We start from the raw sequence: 21,199 nt of genomic DNA, 5'->3' as shown, positions 1-21,199 counted from the left end.
ATTTTCTCCTTGATTCCCTAGAGTTCCAGCATGACGCGCACGAGCGGCGCCAGCGCCTGCCCGATTTTTCGCGTGTTCTCGGCATCGAGATGAACGCCGTCGAGCGGCGTGGTTTTGGCCACCGTGCCGGCGTCGAAGAAGCCGCAGCCGGCCTCGTCGGCAAGGGCGGAATACAGCGCCGCCAATCGCTGCGAGGCGTCATCGCCGCCGGCGAACATCTCCTTGAATTCGGCATTCTCCGTGCGGCTGACCGCGGGCGGTGCGACGATCAGGATCTGCGGCGCCGGCCAGTCGAAGGGGTAATCATGGCCACGCACGATATCGATCAGGCGCTGGATGCCCTGCTTGGCCGCGACCGGATTGCCGTGGATCCACGGCTTCATGTCGTTGGCGCCAAGCATGATGACAATGAGGTCGATCGGCGCATGCGTCGTCAGCACCGTCGGCAGCATTTTCGCGCCGTTGCGGTCGGCCCCGGCCAGATGGTCGTCGAAAGCGGTGGTGCGGCCGTTGAGGCCCTCGGCGATGACCTCGACACCGCCGCCCAGTGCCTTCCCCAGCACGCTCGGCCAGCGGTCTTCGAGCGGGTGGCGGTCGAGGCTTGCCGCATCATAGCCCCAGGTCAGCGAATCGCCGTAGCAGAGAATCGTCTTCATGCGTTTGCCCAACTTCCGCCAAAGCCCGTCTGGGCGCGCTTGACCCGCCAGCGCACAAATGCGCCGGCCAAACCGGAAAGGACGAAGGCAAAAAGGCTGGTGAAGAATTTCCGCACCGCCTTCTTCCCTCTCTAGACCAGCATGCCCATCGGGTTTTCGATCATGCGCTTGAAGGCGACGAGCAGTTCGGCGCCGAGCGCGCCGTCGACGGCGCGGTGATCCGTCGACAGCGTCACCGACATGACGGTGGCTATTTTGATCTCGCCGTTCTTGACCACAGCCCGCTCCTCGCCGGCGCCGACCGCCAGGATCGTCGCATGCGGCGGGTTGATGACGGCGGCAAAGTCCTTGATGCCGAACATGCCGAGATTGGACACGGCGGTGGTGCCGCCCTGGTACTCTTCCGGCTTCAGCTTGCGGCTGCGGGCGCGGCTGGCCAGATCCTTCATCTCGTTGGAGATCACCGAAAGCGTCTTTTCGTCGGCGCGCCGGATGATCGGCGTGATCAGCCCGCCGGGGATCGATACGGCGACGCCGACATCGGCATGCTTGTGCTTGACCATGGCGCTGTCGGTCCAGGACGCATTGGCGTCCGGCACCGCCATTAGCGCCATTGCCATCGCCTTGATGATCATGTCGTTGACGGAGAGCTTGTAGGCCGACGCCTCGCCCTTGTCGGTCTTCTTCACCGGTGCCGCGCCGTTGATCTGCGTGCGCAGCGCCAGCAGCGCGTCGAGTTCGCAGTCGAGCGTCAGGTAGAAATGCGGGATGGTGCTCTTGGCCTCGACCAGACGCCGCGCAATCGTCTTGCGCATATTGTCATGCGGGACAAGCTCGTAGGAGCCTTCAGCGAACAGTTTCAGCACCTGCTCGTCCGACATCGCTTTTGGCGCGGCAGCGGCAGACGGAGCACCGGCTGGAGCTTTCGCGGCCGGGGCCGCCTTGGCGCCGCCGGAAGAGATCGCCGCGTCGACATCGGCCTTGACCACGCGGCCATGCGGGCCGGAGCCGGTTACCGCGGAGACATCGACACCGGCTTCCCTGGCGATACGGCGAGCAAGGGGCGAGGCGAAGGTCCGTTCGCCGCTTGCATGGCCATTGGCCACCGGGGCCGCCTTGGGCGCCGGTGCGGCGACAGGTTCTGCCTTTGGCGCTTCCGGCTTCGGGGTTTCGGCCTTCGGAGCTTCAGTTTTGGGGGCGTCTGTTTTTGGTGCCTCGGCCTTTGCCGGCGCGGCGTTGCCGGCACTCTTGGCGGCAGCACCCGCATCCTCGCCTTCACCGGCAAGAATGGCGATCAGCGCATTGACCTTGACGCCTTCAGTACCGGCCGGAACGACCAGCTTGGCAACCGTGCCCTCATCGACGGCTTCGACTTCCATCGTTGCCTTGTCGGTCTCGATCTCGGCGATCACATCGCCCGGCGAGACCTTGTCGCCCTCCTTGACGAGCCATTTGGAAAGATTGCCCTCTTCCATCGTGGGCGAGAGGGCCGGCATGGTGATGTTGATCGGCATTTTGTCCTCCGCCCTGCTCAGCGATATGTGACGGCTTTGACCGCCTCGACGACCTCGCCGACATTGGGCAACGCCAGTTTTTCGAGGTTAGCGGCATAGGGCATCGGCACGTCCTTGCCGGCAATGGTGATGACCGGCGCGTCGAGAAAATCGAAGGCCCGCTGCGACACCTGGTTGGCGATATGGTCGCCGACCGAATTTTGGGGGAAACCCTCCTCCACCACCACGAGACGATTGGTCTTCTTGACCGAGGCGATGATGGTGTCGAAATCGAGCGGACGGATGGTCCTGAGGTCGATGATTTCGGCATCGATGCCCATGCCACGCAATTCGGCCTCGGCCTTCACCGCATAGGTCATGCCGATGCCGAAGGAGACGATGGTGACGTCCTTGCCTGGCTTGTGAATGCGCGCCTTGCCGATCGGCAGAACGAAATCGTCCAGCTTCGGCACATCGAAGGAATGGCCATAGAGGATTTCGTTTTCGAGGAAGATGACCGGGTTCGGGTCGCGGATCGCGGCCTTCAGCAAGCCCTTGGCGTCGGCGGCGGTGTAAGGCATCACCACTTTCAGCCCGGGGATGTGGCTGTACCAGGCGGCGTAGCATTGCGAATGCTGGGCGGCAACGCGGGCGGCCGCGCCGTTCGGGCCGCGGAAGACGATCGGCGCGCCCATCTGGCCGCCGGACATATAGAGCGTCTTGGCGGCGGAGTTGATGATCTGGTCGATCGCCTGCATGGCGAAGTTGAAGGTCATGAACTCGACGATCGGCTTCAGGCCGGCCATCGCCGCGCCGACGCCGACGCCGGCAAAGCCATGCTCGGTGATCGGCGTGTCGACGACGCGCCGGTCACCGAATTCCTGCAGCAATCCTTGCGTGATCTTGTAGGCGCCCTGGTATTCGGCCACCTCCTCGCCCATCACGAAGACGTCTTCGTCGCGGCGCATTTCCTCGGCCATCGCATCGCGCAACGCCTCGCGCACCGTGGTCGAGACCATTTCGGTGCCGGCCGGGATATCCGGATCGGCGGCGATTTCGGTTCTCGGAGCGGCGGCAACGGGTGCCGCAGCCTCGCTCTTGGCCGCGGCAGGCGCCGGCGCTGCTTTCTCGGCTTCGGGAGGCTCTTCGCCGACGCCTTCGCCAGCCTTGTCGATATCCTCGCCGTCAACCGCAAGCACGGCGATCACCGCGTTGACCTTGACGCCTTCGGTGCCGGCGGGAACCACGATCTTGGCCAGCGTGCCTTCATCGACGGCCTCGACTTCCATCGTCGCCTTGTCGGTCTCGATCTCAGCGAGGACGTCACCGGCGACAATCTTGTCGCCTTCGTTCTTCAACCATTTGGAAACATTGCCCTCTTCCATGGTCGGCGAGAGAGCGGGCATGAGAATCTCGATCGGCATGTCCTTGCCCTCTCGTTACAATACGATGTCGGTCCAGAGCTCGGACGGATCCGGCTCCGCGTCGTTCTGGGCAAATTCAGCGGCGTCGGCGACGATGTCGCGGACCTCCTTGTCGACGGTCTTGAGTTCGTCCTCGGAGGCCCATTTCTTGTCGAGCAGCCGCGCCTTGACCTGCTCGATTGGGTCGTGCTCGGAGCGCATCTTCTGCACTTCTTCCTTGGAGCGGTACTTTGCCGGATCAGACATTGAATGGCCGCGATAGCGGTAGGTCTGCATTTCGAGGATCAGCGGCCCGTTGCCGGCGCGGCACCATTCGGTGGCGAGGTCGCCAGCGGATTTAACCGCACGCACATCCATGCCGTCGACCTGGATGCCGGGGATCTTGAAGGAGGCGCCACGGTGCGAAAAGTCGGTCTCGGCCGAAGACCGCGAGACCGAAGTGCCCATGGCGTAGCGGTTGTTCTCGATGATGTAGATCACCGGCAACTTCCACAGCGAGGCCATGTTGAAGCTTTCATAGACCTGGCCCTGATTGGCGGCGCCGTCGCCGAAATAGGTCAGCGTCACATTGTTGTTGTCGCGATAGCGGTTGGCGAAGGCCAGGCCCGTGCCGAGCGACACCTGCGCGCCGACAATGCCGTGGCCGCCGTAAAAATGCTTCTCCTTGGAGAACATGTGCATGGAGCCGCCCTTGCCCCTGGACAGGCCGCCGCGGCGACCGGTCAGTTCGGCCATGACGCCGCGCGGCGACAATTCCATCGCCAGCATATGGCCATGGTCGCGGTAGGCGGTGATCATTTGGTCGCCATCGACCAGCGCCATCTTCATGCCGGTGACGACAGCTTCCTGGCCGATATAGAGATGGCAGAAGCCGCCTATGAAGCCCATGCCGTAGAGCTGGCCGGCCTTTTCCTCGAAGCGGCGGATGAGCAGCATATGCCGGTAGGCGGCAAGCTCCTCGTCCTTGGTGAAATCGGCTGGCTTCGGGGCTGAAAGTCCCGACGATTTGCTATCGGATCTCGATTTGGCAGGCGCTTTTCTGGCGGCGGTGGCCATGCATCACTCCCTGTTGCGTCTCTTTGTGGACATTAGAGCAAGATGAAATCTGCTCCGAGGGAGATCAGTCCTCCCCACCGATTTGGGAGAGGCTAACATGCGAGAATGGGTTTCGCCATGCTGAAAAATGCATGGCTGGCATGCATCTAAGCGATTAAAATCGTTGTAAATATCGTCGATTAACTTGAATCAGGTTATCTGGCCTGCGACGGCAGCATGATGGTGATTTCGTCGGCATGGGACAGATTGAGCGCCTTGCGCGCCTGCTCGTCGAGCATGTCCTTTTCCAGAGTGCCTTCATGCATGAGCTGGACGCGGCGTTCCAGATCGACCCGGCGTGCCTTGACGGCGTCGAGCTTGCCCTGCAGGTCGGCGGCCTGGGCTTCGAGCCGGTACTTGGAATAGATGCCGAATTCGCCGTGATAGGCGTGGAAACCGAAATAGGCCAGGAACGCTACGCAGAGCGAGGGAATGATCAGCCGACCGGTGTTTCTCTGCTTGTGCTGGCGTGTCCACATGGGTCCAAATCCTCTGCCCTCCTTTTCACTCCATTGTGCTTAATGGACGGTTACGGATGACCAATTTGGCGGTCTTGAAAACAAAAAAGGGCGGGAATGTCCCCGCCCTTGTCGTTCACAGATCGTTTCCAGAATCAGCTTTTCACAATCGACCTGCCGGCGTAGTGCGCCTGCTTGCCGAGCTCTTCCTCGATGCGGATGAGCTGGTTGTACTTGGCCATGCGATCCGAGCGCGACAGCGAGCCCGTCTTGATCTGCCCGCAATTGGTGGCGACCGCGAGATCGGCGATGGTCGAATCCTCGGTTTCGCCAGAACGATGCGACATGACGGCGGTGTAGCCGGCCTTGTGCGCGGTCTCGACAGCGTCGAGCGTTTCGGTTAGCGAGCCGATCTGGTTGACCTTGACCAGGATCGAATTGGCGACGCCCATGCGGATGCCGTCGCGCAGCCGCGCCGTGTTGGTGACGAACAGATCGTCGCCGACCAGCTGGGTCTTCTTGCCGATGAGGTCGGTCAGGTACTTCCAGCCGTCCCAGTCGTCCTCGGCAAGCCCGTCCTCGATCGTGATGATCGGATAGTCGGCGGCGAGCTTGGCCAGGTATTTGGCCTGCGCCTTCGGATCGCGAGTCTTCCTCTCGCCTTCATAGACGTAGTTGCCGTCCTTGAAGAATTCGGTCGCGGCGCAGTCGAGGCCGAGCGCGACCTCCTCGCCCGGCTTGAAGCCGGCCTTTTCGATCGATTCCATGATGAAATCGAGCGCGGCCGGGGCGCTTTTCAGGTTCGGAGCGAAGCCGCCCTCATCGCCGACATTGGTGTTGTGACCGGCGTCCTTCAGCCTCTTGCGCAGCGTGTGGAAGATTTCCGAGCCCCAGCGCACGCCGTCACGCAGCGTCGGCGCGCCGATCGGCAGGATCATGAATTCCTGGAAATCGATCGGGTTGTCGGCATGCGCGCCGCCATTGATGATGTTCATCATCGGCACTGGCAGCATATGCGCCTTGGTGCCGCCGACATAACGGTAGAGCGGCAGGCCGGCCGCGTCCGCAGCAGCCTTGGCCACCGCCAGCGACACGCCGAGAATGGCATTGGCGCCGAGCCGGCTCTTGTTGGGCGTGCCGTCAAGCTCGATCATCGTCTGGTCGATATGGATCTGGTTCTCGGCTTCCATGCCGCCGATGGCCTCGAACAGCTCGCCGTTCACGGCCTCGACGGCCCCGAGCACGCCCTTGCCGAGATAGCGGGCGCCGCCGTCGCGCAGCTCGACCGCTTCATGCGCGCCGGTCGAGGCGCCGGACGGCACCGCGGCGCGCCCCATCGAACCGTCTTCGAGCACGACATCGACCTCGACAGTCGGGTTTCCGCGGCTGTCCAGGATTTCACGCCCGACAATGTCGATGATGGCGGTCATTGTAATGTCCCCGATTGATCTGGCAAAGCGTCGCGCACGTCTTAGCCAAAGTGCCGCAAAAGGCAATCGGGGCGCTTGCAAATATTGCCGCGCCGCTTCCCCGGCCGATTCACGAAGCGCAAATCGCTGTCATCATAAGTCATGGCGGCGGGCCTGGTTCTCGGTTATGGTCGCGCTTGCGCGGGGCGAAACAGGAGGAGTTTCGCCATGTCCCAGTTGAGCGGTATCGTGAGTTTATTCCTGATTGCAGCTGCGTTCCTGACGTCATGCGACAATCAGCAGCCCCAGCAGGGATCGTTGCCGGCCCTGCAGATCGCGGAATAGCTTTCATCGCATATGGAAAGGCCCCCGGCTGACGGGGGCCTTTCCGATTCAGCGGACTGAAGTCAGTGCCAGTAAGGCTCGACCTTGTAATAGTTGTACGAAGCGTCGCGTGCTGCCTCGCCGTCGGCGCCGGTCAGTTCGTTGATCGAATAGGCAGGCGCGGCTGTCAGTTGCTCCTTGGTGAAGGGCACGACGTAGCCGCCCTTGTCCTCGTCATAGTCGAGGCTCGCCCATGGCATGGCGTGGTATTTCTCGCCGATGCCAAGAAATCCGCCAAAGCCGATCACCGCGAACATGATGCCGTTCGACGTCTTGTCGAGCATGACATCCTCAATGTCGCCGATATGCTCGCCTTCGGTATTGTAGACCGACGTGCCGATGACGCGCGAAGCGGCAATGGCCTCAGTGTGCCCGGTTTGGGTTGTCATGGTATGCTCCTCTCTCGTTGTTGACGCTATGCGTTGACAATGAGGGGAGCGGACGAAGGTTCCAGACTTTCTTTGATGTCCGGCCAGCTACTCCGCGAGGATGAAGGTGACTTTCATGTTGACGCGGTAGGCGGAGATATTGCCGTTCTCAACGACGATCTTCTGGTCCTGAATCCATGCGCCTTCGACGTTCTTCAGGGTCTTGGAGGCGCGCGCAATTCCCTTCTCGATGGCGTCCTGAAAGCTCTTCTTCGACGATGCTGTGATCTCGGTGACGCGGGCGACGGACATGGCTTCCTCCTGCCAAGGTGCTCATTTGCAGGGCAAGCGTACAGCCGGCTGTTGGGGACCACAAGCGCGTGCGTTTCAACCCTTGGCGATTCGATCGAACGCCATTAGTCGTTCGAGCAAAGCCGGCATGTCCTTCAGCGGCACCATGTTCGGGCCATCGGAAGAGGTCGAATTGTCTGGATCCTGGTGGGTCTCGATGAACACGCCGGCAACGCCGACGGCGACAGCCGCGCGTGCCAGCGTCTCGACAAAGCGACGCTCGCCACCCGAGGAACCACCCTGCCCCCCCGGCTGCTGCACTGAATGCGTGGCATCGAAAATCACCGGCGCACCGATCTCGGCCATGATCGGCAGCGAACGCATGTCGGACACCAGTGTGTTGTAGCCGAAGGACGCGCCGCGCTCGGTCGTCAACACGTTGGCATTGCCCGAACCGGTGATCTTGGCGACGACGTTCTTCATGTCCCAGGGAGCAAGGAACTGTCCCTTCTTGACATTGATCACCTTGCCGGTCCTGGCGGCGGCAACCAGCATGTCGGTCTGGCGCGACAGGAATGCTGGTATCTGCAGGACGTCGACATGCGGCGCGACGATCGCGCACTGTTCCTCGGTGTGGACATCGGTCAGCACGGGGAGCGAAAACGTTTTGCGCAGTTCGTCGAAGACTGGAAGTGCTGCCTCCATGCCTGCGCCGCGCGTCGCCGACAGCGAGGTGCGGTTGGCCTTGTCGTAGCTGGTCTTGTAGACGAGCCCGATGCCGAGCTTGCCGGTGAGTTCCTTCAGCGCACCGGCCATGTCGAAGGCATGCTGGCGCGATTCAAACTGGCACGGGCCGGCGATCAGCGCCAAGGCCGCCTTGTTGTCGAAGACGACATTGCCGACGGTTACCGACGAATTGGGGGCCAAGGGCTTGCTCATGGGATCTCCCGGAAAATGAAAACCGCGCCCTGTCCGGGCGCCGGCCGCACGACAATATCATTGCCGTCTATGTCGTGTTCGATGCAATTGGCTGCAAGGAGCGTTGCCACGGTATCCGTGCTGCGAACCGAAAAGACGACCCCCGCGAAACGGAGTTCCGACGGCGCACTGGCCGGCAGGCCGAAACGCGTGTCGAACGCAGCAGGCGCAAGCAGGGTCAAACCGGCGTTCGGCAAGCGAAACGCCGTGTCCTCCTCCGCATCCGCCGCGACCGCCAACAATCGGCGCTGCTCGGATGGTCGGTTGCTGACCGCCACGACTTCGATGATGCCGGTTGCGCCGTTGGCATGGGCTTGCAACGCGGTACGGTCTACCTTGGGCGCGTTGATCCGCTCGCAAGCGAACAGCAACGCGTCCGTCGCCTCGGCTCCAGAGGCGAAGGCGAGTTTGAACGATGCCATGTCGCTCTTTCCCGCCGCGTCGGCAAAGGCGCGCGAAAAGCTCAGCATGTCGCCCGCCGACAGGCCGGCTTTGACATAGCGCGCATGGTCGGCATCGGCATTGCCGGTGCTGAGCACGATGGCCGAAAATCCCTCGTCGCCGCATCTGTCGCGAAAGGCGCGATCGCGCGCGACGAAGACGTTGCCAGCCGCGATCGCCTTCGCCGCCGCCTGCGCGTCGCCTACCGCCAGCGGCTCGAGATAGGTGCCATCTCCAAGGAAGACGCAGCAATTTTCCGTTCCGAAAGGATGAATGCCGGTCGGCGCCACGACAAAGCCAAGCGAAGTGAGCCGCGCCCGCGCCACGTCGAGATTCGCGGTCGGCAGCACAAGATGGTCAAGCGGATGAGCGGGCGGCGTCTCGGTCATGCCGGCGCGGTTTGCATCATTCCGGGAGACGGTTCAAGCGTTTCAACCGCTTGCCGCTGCCACGACGTCGGCCGAATAACGCAATTCGCGCAATGGCCTGACCTGGCTGGTCGTCTTTGCATAGAGAGGATGCGCCTTATAGGCGGCAAGGGCTGTCTCATCCTCGAACTCGGCATAGACGACCACGTCGATTTCATCCGAGAGCGGGTCGACCTTGGTGTTGAGCGTCACCTCGAAAAAGCGGGAATGGGGGATCTTGCCCAGCGCCAGCAAGCCAGTGCGCACGGCCTCCACATCTTCTTTTTCGCGCGCACTGAAGAAAACGATATGCCGGATCAAACCAGCCTCCCCGATCGATATGCAGGCGTGTTTTGTGCGGGCAAAACGATCGCGTCAACCGGCAACGATGTCGCGCCGGTGTTGCGCGGGGAAGGAAACCCTAGACGAAGCTGGTGGCGTAGTTCACGACGCGCGTTATCTCCCTGACGGTGTAGTCGAGATAGCGGCCCTGATTGTAGAGTCCGTCCCAGATAAGGAAGAAGGTGACGGCGGCGATGACGATGACATAACGCATGGCTAAACTATCGCATGAGAGTGGCTGCTGCTGCCAGAGTGATTCCGAGGTCGACCGGCGGCCCTCCCCAACATCTTGCCTCTTGAAGTTCCCTTTGATGACGTGAAAGATTGCGGCGGGATTCATCAGGGGGCGACGTTCGAACCTGGCGAATGAACTGCGAGAGTGTGGGAACCGGCCGTTTATGCCGGTTGCGCAGAAGTCCGGGGGCGTGACATGGCTTACAAGGAACAAAAGAGCGTTGCTTTGGGCAGCGTTATATTGGGCGACGCGGTCAGGCTGGACGAAGTCAATTTCGCCGAAATCGTCAAAGGCCTGCCGGCCAAAGCGCGCATGGTGCTGTCGGCGGCGATGAACCTGCCGCGCGGTTCGCTCAAGGTGAGGATGCCGGACGGCCGCGCCGTCCTCGTCGGCGGCAAGGGGCCAGGTCCGGACGCCGAGCTGGTACTGAAGAACTGGCGCTTGCCTTCCCGTGCCTTCACCGGCGGCACAATCGGCGTTGCCGAATCCTACATGGACGGCGATTGGGAAAGCCCCGACGTCACCAGTTTCCTCGAATTGTTCGTGGTCAATTCGGCCATCGGCGAGCGTGTCGCGGGCGGCGCCAGCTGGCTGATCAACACCGTCCAGCGCATCCGCCACTGGTTCAACGAAAACACCCGCACCGGTTCGAAGCGCAATATCTCGGCGCATTACGACCTCGGCAATGCGTTCTACAAGGAATGGCTGGATCCGAGCATGACCTATTCGTCGGCGCTTTATGCGACCAGCGCCAATGATCTGGAAAGCGCTCAGGCCGCCAAATACCGCGCCCTGGCCAAGGATACCGGGATCGGCAGGAAGGATCATGTGCTGGAGATCGGCTGCGGCTGGGGCGGCTTTGCCGAATTCGCCGCGCGCGAGATCGGCTGCCGTGTCACCGGCTTGACGATCAGCCGCGAGCAGCACGATTTTGCCAAAGCGCGCATCCAGAAGGCAGGACTGGCCGACAAGGTCGACATCAAGCTGCAGGATTACCGCGACGAGACCGGCACCTATGACCGTATCGCCTCGATCGAGATGTTCGAGGCGGTCGGCGAGAAATACTGGCCGGTGTTTTTCGGCAAGATGAAGGCTTGCCTGAAACCGGGCGGCACGGCCGGCCTGCAAATCATCACCATCAACGAGGCTGCTTACGACACCTATCGCGCCCGTCCGGATTTCATCCAGCGCTACGTCTTCCCGGGCGGCATGCTGCCGACGCCGTCGATTCTGAAGGCGCTCGGCAAAGACCACGGCCTTGCTCATCTGCGCGAGCGCGTCTTCCCGGACGACTATGCCCGCACGCTCGCCGAATGGCGCCACCGCTTCCGGGCGTCATGGGAAAAGATCGTCCCGCTCGGTTTCGACGATCGCTTCAAGAAGCTCTGGGAGTTCTACCTGCACTATTGCGAGGCCGGATTCCGCGCCAGCTACATCGATGTCCGCCAGGTGGTCTACAAGGCATAGTGGGAACGGACGTTTGTCCGCCCGGTTCGCCTAGAGGAGCACGCGGTATTTCGCAAACCCCGCCTCGCCCTCGCCTGCCGGTTCGATCTTCAGCGACTTCACCTCGGCGATAAAATCCTTCGCCTTGGCGCCGGTCTCGAAGACGACGCTGGTTCCGGGCAGTGGCGCAAACGACCAGTTGCCGTCCGCCGACGGGTTGATCGTGCCTTCGCTGACGACGTAGCGCACGATCACGTCGCGATTGGTGTCCGGCGCCTCGTAGATGATCTTCGAGGCATTGATGTCGGGGAAGTTGCCGCCGCCGCCGGCGCGGTAATTGTTGGTGGCGACAACGAATTTCTCCGCTGGATCAATCGGTTTTCCGTCGAACATCAAGTCGACGATGCGGTTCGACCCGGCATTGGCCACCCCTCCCTTGGCGTCGTATTTCGGCGGCTGCGACAGGTCGATCCTGTAGGTGACGCCATCGATGACGTCGAAATTATAGGAGGGGAAATCGGTGTTGATCAGCGCCTGGTCGGCCTTGCCCGGCTCGATCCTGTTAAAGATGCCCGCCGACATCTCCAGCCATTCCTTCACTTGCGCCCCGGTGATTTCGACGGCGCGCACGGTGTTCGGGTAGAGATAGAGGTCGGCGACATTCTTGATGGCGATGTCACCCACCGGCACGTCTGTATAGTAGTCGGCGCCGTTGCGGCCGCCGGCCTTGAAGGGCGCGGCTGCCGACAGCAGTGGCACGTCCTTCCACTGCGTGTTCTTGAGGATATCCCTGAGATACCAGGTCTGCGCCTGGCTGACGACCTGTACCGACGGATCGTCGGCGACCAGCGCAAAATAGGAATACAGCGGCGCCGAGGTCTTGCCGACCGGTCGGCGCACATAGGCCAGCGTTGCCTGATGATCCTGTTCGAGCGCCGCGATGATGCGCTTGTCGTCCGCGACCGTCGGCTTGTTCTTGTTGTCGACGCGCTCATAGATCGGCCGCGCCTCGGAGGTCGCCGAGACGACACGCCACTTCGATCCGTCGCGCTCAAGCAACAGGTCGATCAGGCCCATATGCGAGCCCCAGAAACCGCCCATCACGGCAGGCTTGCCCTGCAGCGTGCCCTTTTCGGTATCGACGGCCTCGAGCGCCTGAAAATCCTTCTTGCCGGGGAAGATCAGATGCTGGTGGCCGGTGAACACCGCGTCGATGCCGTCGACGCCGGCGACGAAGAAGGAGGCGTTTTCCATCATGTCGCCCTGCTTGACGTCGATGCCGGAATGGGACAACGCGATGACGATGTCGGCGCCCGCTTCCTTGATCTCCGGCACCCAGGCCTTTGCCGCCTCGACGATGTCGCGCGTCTTGACGTTGCCTTCAAGGTTCTTCACGTCCCAGACCATGATCTGCGGCGGCACGAAGCCGATGATGCCGACCCTGATCGGCTGCTCGGCGCCCGAGCCATCCTTGATTGTCTTGTCGAGGATGACGTAGGGCTTGAGATAGAGCTTGTCGTCGCGCGGGTTCGCGGCCAGTTCGGTGCCGCGGATCAGATTGGCACAGACGAACGGGAAATTGGCGCCGGCCAGCACCTTGTCCATGAAGGACAGGCCGTAGTTGAACTCGTGGTTGCCAAGCGTCGAGCACTCGTAACCGAGCAGGTTCATGCCCTTCATGATCGGATGCAGGTCACCGTCCTTCATGCCCTTCTCATAGGCGATGTAGTCGCCCATCGGGTTGCCCTGCAGCAGGTCGCCATTGTCGATGAGCATGGCGTTGGTGGCTTGCTTGCGCACGGCATCGATCAGCGAGGCGGTTCGCGACAGGCCCAGCGTGTCGTTCGCTTTGTCGGCGTAGTAGTCATAGGGCAGCACGTTCACATGGATATCGGTCGTCTCCATGATCCTGAGATGGGCCTGGTTGGCCTGCGCACGGGCGGAGAACGGGTGCAGCATGATCAGTGCTCCCGTGGCGGCCGCGCCCGCAAGCAGTGAGCGGCGAGAGAGGGGATGGAACCGATGAGACATTGTGTTCTCCTACGCCCATGACGTGACAAGGCCTGCCCGAAGCAAAGCTTCGCGCCGAAATCCAGCCGAGTCCAGAAGTCCAGTCCATCAAGAAAGGGTGACATGCGGATGAACGTCCGCCACCGCAGAGGTCAACCCTTGTCGTCGTCGCCCTGGGTGATCAGCCGCGCGCTGCGCTGGCCGGTGAGGTAGATCCACAGCCAGCTAAGCGAAACCGCAAGCCGGTTACGGAAGCCGACCAGGAAATAGATGTGCGCGAAGCCCCACAGCCACCAGGCCAGCCGGCCGGTGAGCTTGATCCAGCCGAAGTCGATGGCGGCGGCACGCTTGCCGATCGTTGCCAGGTCGCCGTCATGCCGGTAGCGGAAAGGCCTCGGGGCGGTGTCGCCGGCAAGCCGGGCCTTGATCGTCGCCGCGACATGCTTGCCCTGCTGCTTGGCGGCGGGGGCGACGCCGGGCACCATGCGGCCGTCGGGCCGCAGGACATGCGCGGCGTCGCCGATGACGAAAATCTCGGGACTCCCCGGCGCGGTGAGGTCGGGTTCGACCAGCACCCTGCCCGCGCGGTCCGCCGCCGCGCCCAGCCATTCGGCGGCCGGCGAAGCGGCAACGCCCGCCGCCCACAGGATTGTCCGCGCCGGCAGTTGGGTTTCGCCGAAGACGACGCCCTCGGCATCGCAGCGCGTGACGGGCCGGCCGAGTTCGACCTCGACGCCGAGCCGCTCGAGCGCCTTCCTGGCGTAGTCGGAAAGTTCAGGCGCGAAATTGGGCAGGATGCGCTCGCCGGCCTCGATCAGCACCACGCGCGTCTGCCGTGTATCGATGTTGCGGAACTCGCCGCGCAGCGTGTCGTGCGCCAATTCGACAATCGTGCCGGCCAGTTCCACGCCGGTAGGCCCGCCGCCAACGATCGCCAGCGTCAGCAACGCCTGGCGCTTGGCCGGATCGTTCTCACGCTCGGCCTGTTCGAAGGCCAGAAGCATGCGCCGCCGAATTGTCGTGGCGTCCTCCAGCGTCTTCAGCCCGGGCGCGAACGGCTCCCATTCGTCATGGCCGAAATAGGCGTGCCTGGCGCCGGTGGCCAGCACCAGCGTGTCGTAGTCGACCGCGCCGCCGTCATCGAGCAGCACGCGCTTGCCGGCACGATCGACGCCACTGACATTGGCGAGCAGCGTCGTCACGTCCTTGCGCTTGCGCAGGAGATGGCGGATCGGCCAGGCGACCTCCGAGGTCGCCAGCGCCGTGGTCGCCACCTGATAGAGCAGCGGCTGGAAGAGATGGTGGTTGCGCTTGTCGATCATGGTGATGCGCACCGGCGCGCCGGCAAGCGCGCGGGTGAATTCGAGGCCGCCGAAACCCGCGCCGACAACGACGACATGATGGTTGGCCTGGTTCATCTCCGTTTCACCGATGGCGAGCAATTCACTGTCATTGATATAGGCATTTTGTGCAGCGCAACAACGCCAGACCATGGGCGATTGCCCGGGACTCGCCGCTTGATGTCGCCAATGCGCATGCCATAGGTCCCACCCTGAGATAGCCTCATCGAAACAGCATGCCGAGGTTAAGCATGGCCAATGAACGCGACGATGAAGGTCCGGCGCAATACGCCTCCCCGCCTTGCTTCATGCATGAGTTCGACCCGGCATTCCGCGCGCCCCTCTCCGACTGGGCCGACATAAGACGCTGGCGCAAGGCCGAGCGCGAGCGGCTGATCGCGGCGCGTCTTGCCGTCGCCGCCGATGCAAGGGCGACAATGTCACAGCGGATCGCCGAAGGGCTCGACGCCGTGATCGGCGACATTGCCGGCCGCATGGTCAGTCTTTACTGGCCGTTCCGCGGCGAGCCGGACCTGCGCCCATGGATGGCATCGGTCAATGCACGTGGCGGCGGCACGGCATTACCTGTGGTCATCGAGAAAGGGCAACCGTTGGTGTTTCGCCCCTACGTCCCCGGAGATCGACTGGAAAAAGGCGTCTGGAACATCCCCATTCCGGCCGAAGGCGACCCGGTGCTGCCCGACATCGTCATTTCGCCGATCGTCGGCATCGATCCCAATTGCTATCGCCTGGGCTATGGCGGCGGATTCTTCGATCGCACGCTGGCGGCGATGCCGTTCAAGCCATTGGTCATCGGCGTCGGCTACGAGTTGCAGCGCATCGCCACCATCTATCCGCAGCCGCACGACATTGCGATGGACCGGCTGGTGACGGAGACCCCTGGAACTTAGCGAATCTCAGGCCATCTCCGGCTTCAGCCCCATTGCCGTCCGGTCGACGATCTCGCGCAAGGCGAAGGACGAATTGATTTTCGTCACATGCGGCATGGCCGACAGCCATTCCTTGTGGATGCGCTCATAGTCGACGAGGTCCTTGGCGGCGATGCGCAGGATGTAGTCGTATTCGCCCGACATCAGGTGGCAGGACAGCACGTTCGGGCAGCGCTTTATCGCCGCCTCGAAATCAGACAGCGTCTTCTCGAACTGCCCCGACAGCGATATATGAACGATTGCCGTCATCTGGTGGCCGAGGGCAGCGTTGGAGAGCCGAGCGTGGTAGCCGCGAATGGTTCCCGACTTCTCCAGATTGTCCAGTCGCCTGGAGCAGGCCGACTGCGACAGCCCGACCTTCTCGGCAAGTGCCGCATTGGGTATCCGGCCATCCTTCTGCAATGTCTCGAGAATGGCGATATCAATCCTGTCCAGCGGCATTTTTCGGGATTCCTGCGAAAAACCTGACATTTTGCGCAACGATTATCGAAGCGCGCACTTTAGCGCAAGCGCATTCGCAAACACCTGCGCAACGATTCGTGGTTCACTGTGTTCACACAGGGAACGAGCCCCCAAGGGCCGGATCAGGAGAAAAGAAAATGCGCGTCGGCTGCCCCCGGGAAATCAAGAACCACGAATACCGCGTCGGGCTGACGCCTGGCGCGGTTCGCGAATATGTCGCGCATGGCCATGAGGTGCTGGTCGAGACCGGCGCGGGGGCCGGCATCGGCGCCGACGACAATGCCTATCGCGCCGCCGGCGCGACCATCGCCAAGACCGCCGCCGACGTGTTCGCCAAGTCCGACATGATCGTCAAGGTCAAGGAACCGCAGCCCAACGAGTGGGTACAGCTCCGCGACGGCCAGATCCTCTACACTTATCTCCATCTCGCTCCGGATCCGGAGCAGACCAAGGGCCTGCTCGCCTCCGGCGTCACGGCAATCGCCTACGAGACCGTCACCGACGATCGCGGCGGCCTGCCGCTGCTGGCGCCGATGTCGGAAGTCGCCGGCCGCCTGTCGATCCAGGCCGGGGCGACCGCACTGCAGAAGGCCAATGGCGGCCGCGGCGTGCTGCTCGGCGGCGTGCCCGGCGTGCTGCCCGGCAAGGTCACCGTGCTCGGGGGCGGCGTTGTCGGCCTGCATGCGGCTCGCATGGCGGCCGGCCTCGGCGCCGATGTCACCATCATCGACCGGTCGATCCCGCGCCTGCGCCAACTCGACGATCTCTTCGCCGGCCGCGTCCACACCCGCTATTCCACCGTCGAAGCGCTGGAAGAGGAATGTTTCTCCGCCGACATCGTCATCGGCGCGGTGCTGATCCCGGGCGCGGCAGCGCCGAAGCTCGTTTCGCGCGAAATGCTGTCCGGCATGAAGAAGGGCTCGGTGCTGGTCGATGTCGCCATCGACCAGGGCGGCTGCTTCGAGACCTCGCATGCCACCACCCATGCCGAGCCGACCTACGAGGTCGACGGCGTCATCCACTATTGCGTCGCCAACATGCCGGGCGCGGTGCCGGTCACCTCGGCCCACGCGCTCAACAACGCGACGCTGCATTACGGCCTGCAACTCGCCGACAAGGGCCTCAAGGCGCTGGTCGACGATCATCATTTGCGCAATGGCCTCAATGTCCACAAGGGCAAGATCACCAACCGCGCGGTGGCCGAAGCACTTGGCTACGAACTGGTCGAGCCGAAGGCCGTTCTCGCCGCCTGAATCCGCCCCGGATTCTTCGATAGGGCCGCCGATTGTCTCGGCGGCTCATTTTTTCCACAAGTAATTTTAATGACTTAGAGCCCGTGGAGCCGGGTTTCCCGTTTTGCGTGCAATCCGATCTTTCTGTGGCTTTTTTGTTACAGCGATTGTCGTGAACCGATGCTACGAAGCCCGCGGGTTTCATCAAGGGCAAGGCAATGATCAGCATAAAATCCGCAAAGTCTCTTCTTCTCGGCGCAGCGTCCGTTCTGGCGCTCGGCTCAGTCGCTCATGCCGCCGATGTGGTCGCGCCGGTAGAGGCGTCCGGCTTCAACTGGAGCGGCATCTATGTCGGTTTTGGCGTCGGCGCCGGCGCCAATGTCCACGAGCTCAGCAGCGACTTCATTCCCGGCCTGTCATTGAACGGCATAGGTGGCGAAGGCGTGTACGGTGAACTCACCGTTGGCTACGACTATATGGTGTCGCCGCGCTTCCTGATCGGTGGACTTGTCGACGCCCATGTCGGCAACATCGAAACCTCGCTCGACGTCGCCGGGTTGAATGCTTCGATCAAGGAGACCTACGGTTTCGACGCTGGTCTGCGCGCAGGCTACCTCTTTACGCCAAACACGTTGGGCTATGTGCTCGGCGGTTATTCCTGGCAGAAATACAAGCTCGACACGAACGCCGGTTTTGATTTCGATTGGGATCAGAGCGGCTATTTCGTTGGAGCTGGCGTCGAGACCGCCATCAACAGCAATTGGACGATCAAAACCGAATATCGCTATACGCGCTTCGGCACCAACGACGACCTTCTTGCCGATCTCGGCGCGCCGGACGGCACCCTCAATCTCGACACGTCGCGGCATACGTTCCAGGTTGCGGCCAATTATCGCTTTGGCGCCCAGAACGGTGGCGCCGCCTCCTTTGAGGTCCCTGCCTACAACTGGACCGGTTTCTACGTCGGCGGCGCGGCCGGCGCGGGCGCATCGGTGCATCAGATCAACGTTCCACCGCTTGGCGGCCTGGAATTCAACGGGCTCGGCGGCGAAGGCGTCTTCGGCGAGTTGAACGCCGGCTACGATCACGACTTCGGCAGCTGGGTGGCAGGCGTCATGGTCGATGCCCGCTACTCCGGCATGACTTCGGAGCTGAAGATCCCGGGTGGATCGATCAACCTCGATACCGACTACGGGTTCGATGTGCTCGGCCGCGTCGGCATGAAGGTCAACGAATCGACGCTGGCCTATGTGCTCGGCGGTTATTCCTGGCAGCATTTCGATCTGAATGCGTCAGCGCCCCTCGGCGATATCATCGACTGGGGTTCCAGCGGCTTCTCGGTGGGCGGCGGTGTGGAAACGGCCCTGTCGAGCAACATGACCGTCGGTCTCGAATATCGCTATTCGCAGTTCGCCGAGAAGGATTTCTCGTCGGATATCGGGCTGCCGGACGACACCCTCACCTCCAAGCCTTCCTTCCACACCGTCCGTATCGGTGCGAAGTACAAGTTCAACTAAAACCGTCCAGGCAGCGGTCAAAGCCCGCCGGTCGTTCCGGCGGGCTTTTTGTTTGTTCGGAAGAGTGCGGAACGCGGGAGAATATGGGCAACAAAAAAGCGGGGTTTTTGCCCCGCTTCCTCTGCTGTCGAGATTTCCCGCCGGTTCATCCGCGGTCGGCAAATCGATCGACAATCACGTTCTAGCGCGGCATTGCGACAGGCGTGCGACAGAAACGACCGACGACGACACCCGTCACGCCCGCTCGATCCGGCATTGATAGCAATTGTTGCGCGCCGAGCGGACATGGACATAGGCAATGTCGTCGCGCTCGAACAGGGTCTCCGCCCGTGCCGCGATGGCGCCGGTCGAGATGACGCCGCCGCTGCCATAGACGATGCGGTCGTCCTTGCCATAGCCGCGCACGATGTAGTCGGTGCTTTCGAGCATTTCGGGGAGCGCATCAGCCGCGGCGGCACGTTCGCATTCCTCGGCATGCAGGAAGATCGGTCCGGTCTCGGCGTAGGGCTGAAGTTCCGGAAACGGTCGGAAGGCAAGGATGAGATAGGGATCGCCGGCGGCTACGTTCTTCAGGCAGTGGCGGCAAGGCACGCCGTCGCCATCGGAAATCCTCTGCTCAGGTGTCCTGCCGTAGGCATCCGGTCCGCCGCGCTGCAAGGCCCTTACGTCTTCAGTAGGCAAGGCTTTGAACTGGATGGTCATGATGAAATCTCCGGTGTGTTGACCGGAAACTATGCTTGCCCGCCGGCACTTCCCACCCGATTCATGCCAAACGCATAAAAATCAGTCGAGATTACGCGCCGCTCAATCGCCGGCTTCAATGATGGCTTTCAACCATTCCGAGATCGCATCAAAGTCTATCGGTTTCGTCGTATCGACGTCGAAAAGCGGTCCGCGCCGCAGCGGCTCGGCGCGCCTGGCCAATTCGATCAGCTCGGGAATATAGGCGGCACCTGGATGGCCGGCGGGGCGCTGGTCGAGCCGGGCGCGATAGCGTTCGGCAAGAACCTCGCCGGGCGCGTGGCACCAGATTTCGGCGGTCCGTTCGACGCCCGCCTTTTGCAGATGATCCTCGAGAATCTGGCGCGGCTGGAAGCCGAACCAGGCGTCGACGATCACGGTTGTGCCGGCGGGCGCCTCGCCGACGACCGACCAGATCGCCTGGTAGCTGGCGCGGCCGAGCGTGCGGTTGAACTCGCGGTCTCCGCCGCCGAGCACTTCGAGGAACGGGTTCTTGACAGTATCGAGCGCAAGCAAGGGCCATCCCATGCGGTTGGCGATGCCGCGCGAGACGGTGCTCTTGCCGCTGGCGGGGATGCCGTTGACGAGCACGGCGCGCCTGGCGCGGCCGGGTTGGGCAGTCGGAGCCGGCGTCATGCCGGCCTCGCCCGCCAACGCCTGCAGGCCAGCGCCGATCACACCGGCGTCGTCGCCGAGCTGTGCCGGCTCCACCTTGCATTGGTACCAGGGCGCCAGCGCCGGCGCGCAGGCAAGCGCCTTGTGCGCCGCCCGGCCAAGGCCGCCGCCAAGCAGAACCAGATCGGGGTCGAGCACTGCAACGGTCGTATCGATCGCGGCTCGCAGCGGCCTGGCCCAGGCTTCCAGTACACCGCGCGCCTGGATATCGCCGACCGCGTCACGGGCAAAAAGCTCATCGACCGAGACATCCGCGCCAAGCCCTGCCCGCGCGATGTGCCGGCCGAGCGCCGTGCCCGAACTGGTGGTTTCGACGCAACCGCGCCGGCCGCAGGCGCAGGTCTCGCCGTTCACGTCGACGGTGATGTGGCCGAGCTGGCCTGCCGTTGCCTGGCCCCGCACGATCTGCCGGTTCCGGACGACGGCGCCGCCAATGCCGGTCCCGATCGTGAACATGACGATATTGCCATGGCCCCGGCCGGCGCCGAGCGCCATTTCGGCGGCCAGCGCCATGTTGCAGTCATTGTCGACGACGACGGGCTTGCCAGCGACGTCTTCAAGCCGTTCAGCCAGCGAGACCGAGGCCAGGTTGACATAGCCGCCGGAAAGCACCCTGCGAAGCCGCGCATCGACGCGCCCGGGAACGCCGATGCCAATGGCCGCAACCTCCGGGGAATCGAGCCGGCGCACCATATTGGCGATGCGGGAGAGAACCAGCACCGGGTCCGGCGCGCTCTTCTCGGAAATGCGGTCGAGGATTTCACCCGTGGCGGAAATACGGGCGGCACGCAGATTGGTGCCGCCAATGTCAATTCCGATGGTGAGAGGCATGACGTCCTGCCAGT

21 protein-coding genes are annotated in these 21,199 nt (G+C 62.7%); 4 read left to right on the top strand and 17 right to left on the bottom strand.

Annotated elements, in window-relative coordinates; all coding sequences use genetic code 11:
• Positions 1 to 17 precede the first annotated feature (17 nt).
• The 12 genes from AC0L2H_RS09095 to AC0L2H_RS09040 form a co-directional block, all read right to left on the bottom strand.
• Positions 18 to 656, bottom strand: a complete 639-nt coding sequence (locus AC0L2H_RS09095; protein ID WP_473589877.1) for an SGNH/GDSL hydrolase family protein — start codon at positions 654 to 656, stop codon at positions 18 to 20.
• A 131-nt stretch (positions 657 to 787) separates the two neighbouring features.
• The gene (locus tag AC0L2H_RS09090; RefSeq protein WP_473589876.1) at positions 788 to 2,170 is read right to left on the bottom strand and encodes a pyruvate dehydrogenase complex dihydrolipoamide acetyltransferase; all 1,383 of its coding nucleotides are present in this window, start codon (positions 2,168 to 2,170) and stop codon (positions 788 to 790) included.
• Between the two features lie 17 nt (positions 2,171 to 2,187).
• Entirely contained in the window at positions 2,188 to 3,573 is a 1,386-nt protein-coding gene (locus AC0L2H_RS09085) for a pyruvate dehydrogenase complex E1 component subunit beta (protein ID WP_473589875.1), read from the bottom strand.
• Between the two features lie 15 nt (positions 3,574 to 3,588).
• On the bottom strand, positions 3,589 to 4,629 hold the full coding sequence (gene pdhA, locus AC0L2H_RS09080) for a pyruvate dehydrogenase (acetyl-transferring) E1 component subunit alpha (RefSeq protein WP_473589874.1): 1,041 nt from the start codon (positions 4,627 to 4,629) through the stop codon (positions 3,589 to 3,591).
• Between the two features lie 194 nt (positions 4,630 to 4,823).
• A complete protein-coding gene (locus AC0L2H_RS09075; protein WP_107647855.1) occupies positions 4,824 to 5,147 on the bottom strand; it encodes an FtsB family cell division protein in 324 nt (107 codons plus the stop codon).
• 134 nt (positions 5,148 to 5,281) lie between these two features.
• A complete protein-coding gene (gene eno, locus AC0L2H_RS09070) occupies positions 5,282 to 6,556 on the bottom strand; it encodes a phosphopyruvate hydratase (protein WP_473589873.1) in 1,275 nt (424 codons plus the stop codon).
• A 386-nt stretch (positions 6,557 to 6,942) separates the two neighbouring features.
• Positions 6,943 to 7,308: a PRC-barrel domain-containing protein gene (locus tag AC0L2H_RS09065; RefSeq protein ID WP_097575798.1), complete on the bottom strand. Its 366-nt coding sequence runs from the start codon at positions 7,306 to 7,308 to the stop codon at positions 6,943 to 6,945.
• An 87-nt stretch (positions 7,309 to 7,395) separates the two neighbouring features.
• Positions 7,396 to 7,599 (bottom strand): dodecin family protein, encoded by a 204-nt coding sequence (locus AC0L2H_RS09060; RefSeq protein ID WP_097575803.1) that lies wholly within the window; start codon positions 7,597 to 7,599, stop codon positions 7,396 to 7,398.
• Positions 7,600 to 7,674: 75 nt separating this feature from the next.
• Positions 7,675 to 8,517 (bottom strand): 3-deoxy-8-phosphooctulonate synthase, encoded by an 843-nt coding sequence (kdsA, locus tag AC0L2H_RS09055; protein ID WP_473589872.1) that lies wholly within the window; start codon positions 8,515 to 8,517, stop codon positions 7,675 to 7,677.
• Positions 8,514 to 9,386, bottom strand: coding sequence for a VOC family protein (locus AC0L2H_RS09050; RefSeq protein ID WP_473589871.1), 873 nt, complete (start codon positions 9,384 to 9,386; stop codon positions 8,514 to 8,516). Before AC0L2H_RS09050 ends, kdsA begins: the two co-directional genes overlap by 4 nt.
• Before the next feature lie 42 nt (positions 9,387 to 9,428).
• Positions 9,429 to 9,725: a Dabb family protein gene (locus tag AC0L2H_RS09045; protein ID WP_473589870.1), complete on the bottom strand. Its 297-nt coding sequence runs from the start codon at positions 9,723 to 9,725 to the stop codon at positions 9,429 to 9,431.
• A gap of 100 nt (positions 9,726 to 9,825) precedes the next feature.
• Positions 9,826 to 9,960, bottom strand: coding sequence for a hypothetical protein (locus tag AC0L2H_RS09040; RefSeq protein WP_280954045.1), 135 nt, complete (start codon positions 9,958 to 9,960; stop codon positions 9,826 to 9,828).
• 216 nt (positions 9,961 to 10,176) lie between these two features.
• On the opposite strand from AC0L2H_RS09040, the gene AC0L2H_RS09035 reads away from it, so the two are divergent.
• Entirely contained in the window at positions 10,177 to 11,448 is a 1,272-nt protein-coding gene (locus tag AC0L2H_RS09035; protein WP_473589869.1) for a class I SAM-dependent methyltransferase, read from the top strand.
• 30 nt (positions 11,449 to 11,478) lie between these two features.
• On the opposite strand, the gene AC0L2H_RS09030 is transcribed toward AC0L2H_RS09035, so the two are convergent.
• Together AC0L2H_RS09030 and AC0L2H_RS09025 are read right to left on the bottom strand one after the other, a co-directional pair.
• Entirely contained in the window at positions 11,479 to 13,458 is a 1,980-nt protein-coding gene (locus tag AC0L2H_RS09030) for a bifunctional 2',3'-cyclic-nucleotide 2'-phosphodiesterase/3'-nucleotidase (protein WP_473589868.1), read from the bottom strand.
• A gap of 131 nt (positions 13,459 to 13,589) precedes the next feature.
• Positions 13,590 to 14,855: an NAD(P)/FAD-dependent oxidoreductase gene (locus AC0L2H_RS09025; RefSeq protein ID WP_473589867.1), complete on the bottom strand. Its 1,266-nt coding sequence runs from the start codon at positions 14,853 to 14,855 to the stop codon at positions 13,590 to 13,592.
• 173 nt (positions 14,856 to 15,028) lie between these two features.
• Between AC0L2H_RS09025 and AC0L2H_RS09020 the strand changes: the two genes are divergently transcribed.
• Positions 15,029 to 15,688, top strand: a complete 660-nt coding sequence (locus AC0L2H_RS09020; RefSeq protein WP_473589866.1) for a 5-formyltetrahydrofolate cyclo-ligase — start codon at positions 15,029 to 15,031, stop codon at positions 15,686 to 15,688.
• 6 nt (positions 15,689 to 15,694) lie between these two features.
• On the opposite strand, the gene AC0L2H_RS09015 is transcribed toward AC0L2H_RS09020, so the two are convergent.
• Positions 15,695 to 16,168, bottom strand: coding sequence for an Lrp/AsnC family transcriptional regulator (locus AC0L2H_RS09015; RefSeq protein ID WP_006333495.1), 474 nt, complete (start codon positions 16,166 to 16,168; stop codon positions 15,695 to 15,697).
• 158 nt (positions 16,169 to 16,326) lie between these two features.
• Here AC0L2H_RS09015 and ald point away from each other — a divergent pair, with 158 nt between their 5' ends.
• Positions 16,327 to 17,442, top strand: a complete 1,116-nt coding sequence (gene ald, locus AC0L2H_RS09010) for an alanine dehydrogenase (protein WP_473589865.1) — start codon at positions 16,327 to 16,329, stop codon at positions 17,440 to 17,442.
• 197 nt (positions 17,443 to 17,639) lie between these two features.
• Positions 17,640 to 18,938, top strand: a complete 1,299-nt coding sequence (locus AC0L2H_RS09005) for an outer membrane protein (RefSeq protein ID WP_473589864.1) — start codon at positions 17,640 to 17,642, stop codon at positions 18,936 to 18,938.
• A 234-nt stretch (positions 18,939 to 19,172) separates the two neighbouring features.
• On the opposite strand, the gene AC0L2H_RS09000 is transcribed toward AC0L2H_RS09005, so the two are convergent.
• Entirely contained in the window at positions 19,173 to 19,640 is a 468-nt protein-coding gene (locus AC0L2H_RS09000) for a DUF1203 domain-containing protein (RefSeq protein ID WP_473589863.1), read from the bottom strand.
• A gap of 102 nt (positions 19,641 to 19,742) precedes the next feature.
• Complete coding sequence (locus AC0L2H_RS08995) at positions 19,743 to 21,185, bottom strand: ROK family protein (RefSeq protein ID WP_473589862.1); 1,443 nt, start codon at positions 21,183 to 21,185, stop codon at positions 19,743 to 19,745.
• Positions 21,186 to 21,199: the final 14 nt, after the last annotated feature.

It is taken from the genome of Mesorhizobium sp. WSM4871 (assembly GCF_055811295.1).
This window is presented reverse-complemented; position numbering and strand designations above follow the sequence as displayed.

Coding starts and splice junctions, on each gene's coding strand:
- AC0L2H_RS09095 (WP_473589877.1), bottom strand. CDS start 656: ATGAAGACGATTCTCTGCTACGGCGATTCGCTGACCTGGGGCTATGAT.
- AC0L2H_RS09090 (WP_473589876.1), bottom strand. CDS start 2,170: ATGCCGATCAACATCACCATGCCGGCCCTCTCGCCCACGATGGAAGAG.
- AC0L2H_RS09085 (WP_473589875.1), bottom strand. CDS start 3,573: ATGCCGATCGAGATTCTCATGCCCGCTCTCTCGCCGACCATGGAAGAG.
- pdhA (WP_473589874.1), bottom strand. CDS start 4,629: ATGGCCACCGCCGCCAGAAAAGCGCCTGCCAAATCGAGATCCGATAGC.
- AC0L2H_RS09075 (WP_107647855.1), bottom strand. CDS start 5,147: ATGTGGACACGCCAGCACAAGCAGAGAAACACCGGTCGGCTGATCATT.
- eno (WP_473589873.1), bottom strand. CDS start 6,556: ATGACCGCCATCATCGACATTGTCGGGCGTGAAATCCTGGACAGCCGC.
- AC0L2H_RS09065 (WP_097575798.1), bottom strand. CDS start 7,308: ATGACAACCCAAACCGGGCACACTGAGGCCATTGCCGCTTCGCGCGTC.
- AC0L2H_RS09060 (WP_097575803.1), bottom strand. CDS start 7,599: ATGTCCGTCGCCCGCGTCACCGAGATCACAGCATCGTCGAAGAAGAGC.
- kdsA (WP_473589872.1), bottom strand. CDS start 8,517: ATGAGCAAGCCCTTGGCCCCCAATTCGTCGGTAACCGTCGGCAATGTC.
- AC0L2H_RS09050 (WP_473589871.1), bottom strand. CDS start 9,386: ATGACCGAGACGCCGCCCGCTCATCCGCTTGACCATCTTGTGCTGCCG.
- AC0L2H_RS09040 (WP_280954045.1), bottom strand. CDS start 9,960: ATGCGTTATGTCATCGTCATCGCCGCCGTCACCTTCTTCCTTATCTGG.
- AC0L2H_RS09035 (WP_473589869.1), top strand. CDS start 10,177: ATGGCTTACAAGGAACAAAAGAGCGTTGCTTTGGGCAGCGTTATATTG.
- AC0L2H_RS09030 (WP_473589868.1), bottom strand. CDS start 13,458: ATGTCTCATCGGTTCCATCCCCTCTCTCGCCGCTCACTGCTTGCGGGC.
- AC0L2H_RS09025 (WP_473589867.1), bottom strand. CDS start 14,855: ATGAACCAGGCCAACCATCATGTCGTCGTTGTCGGCGCGGGTTTCGGC.
- AC0L2H_RS09020 (WP_473589866.1), top strand. CDS start 15,029: ATGGCCAATGAACGCGACGATGAAGGTCCGGCGCAATACGCCTCCCCG.
- AC0L2H_RS09015 (WP_006333495.1), bottom strand. CDS start 16,168: ATGCCGCTGGACAGGATTGATATCGCCATTCTCGAGACATTGCAGAAG.
- ald (WP_473589865.1), top strand. CDS start 16,327: ATGCGCGTCGGCTGCCCCCGGGAAATCAAGAACCACGAATACCGCGTC.
- AC0L2H_RS09005 (WP_473589864.1), top strand. CDS start 17,640: ATGATCAGCATAAAATCCGCAAAGTCTCTTCTTCTCGGCGCAGCGTCC.
- AC0L2H_RS09000 (WP_473589863.1), bottom strand. CDS start 19,640: ATGACCATCCAGTTCAAAGCCTTGCCTACTGAAGACGTAAGGGCCTTG.
- AC0L2H_RS08995 (WP_473589862.1), bottom strand. CDS start 21,185: ATGCCTCTCACCATCGGAATTGACATTGGCGGCACCAATCTGCGTGCC.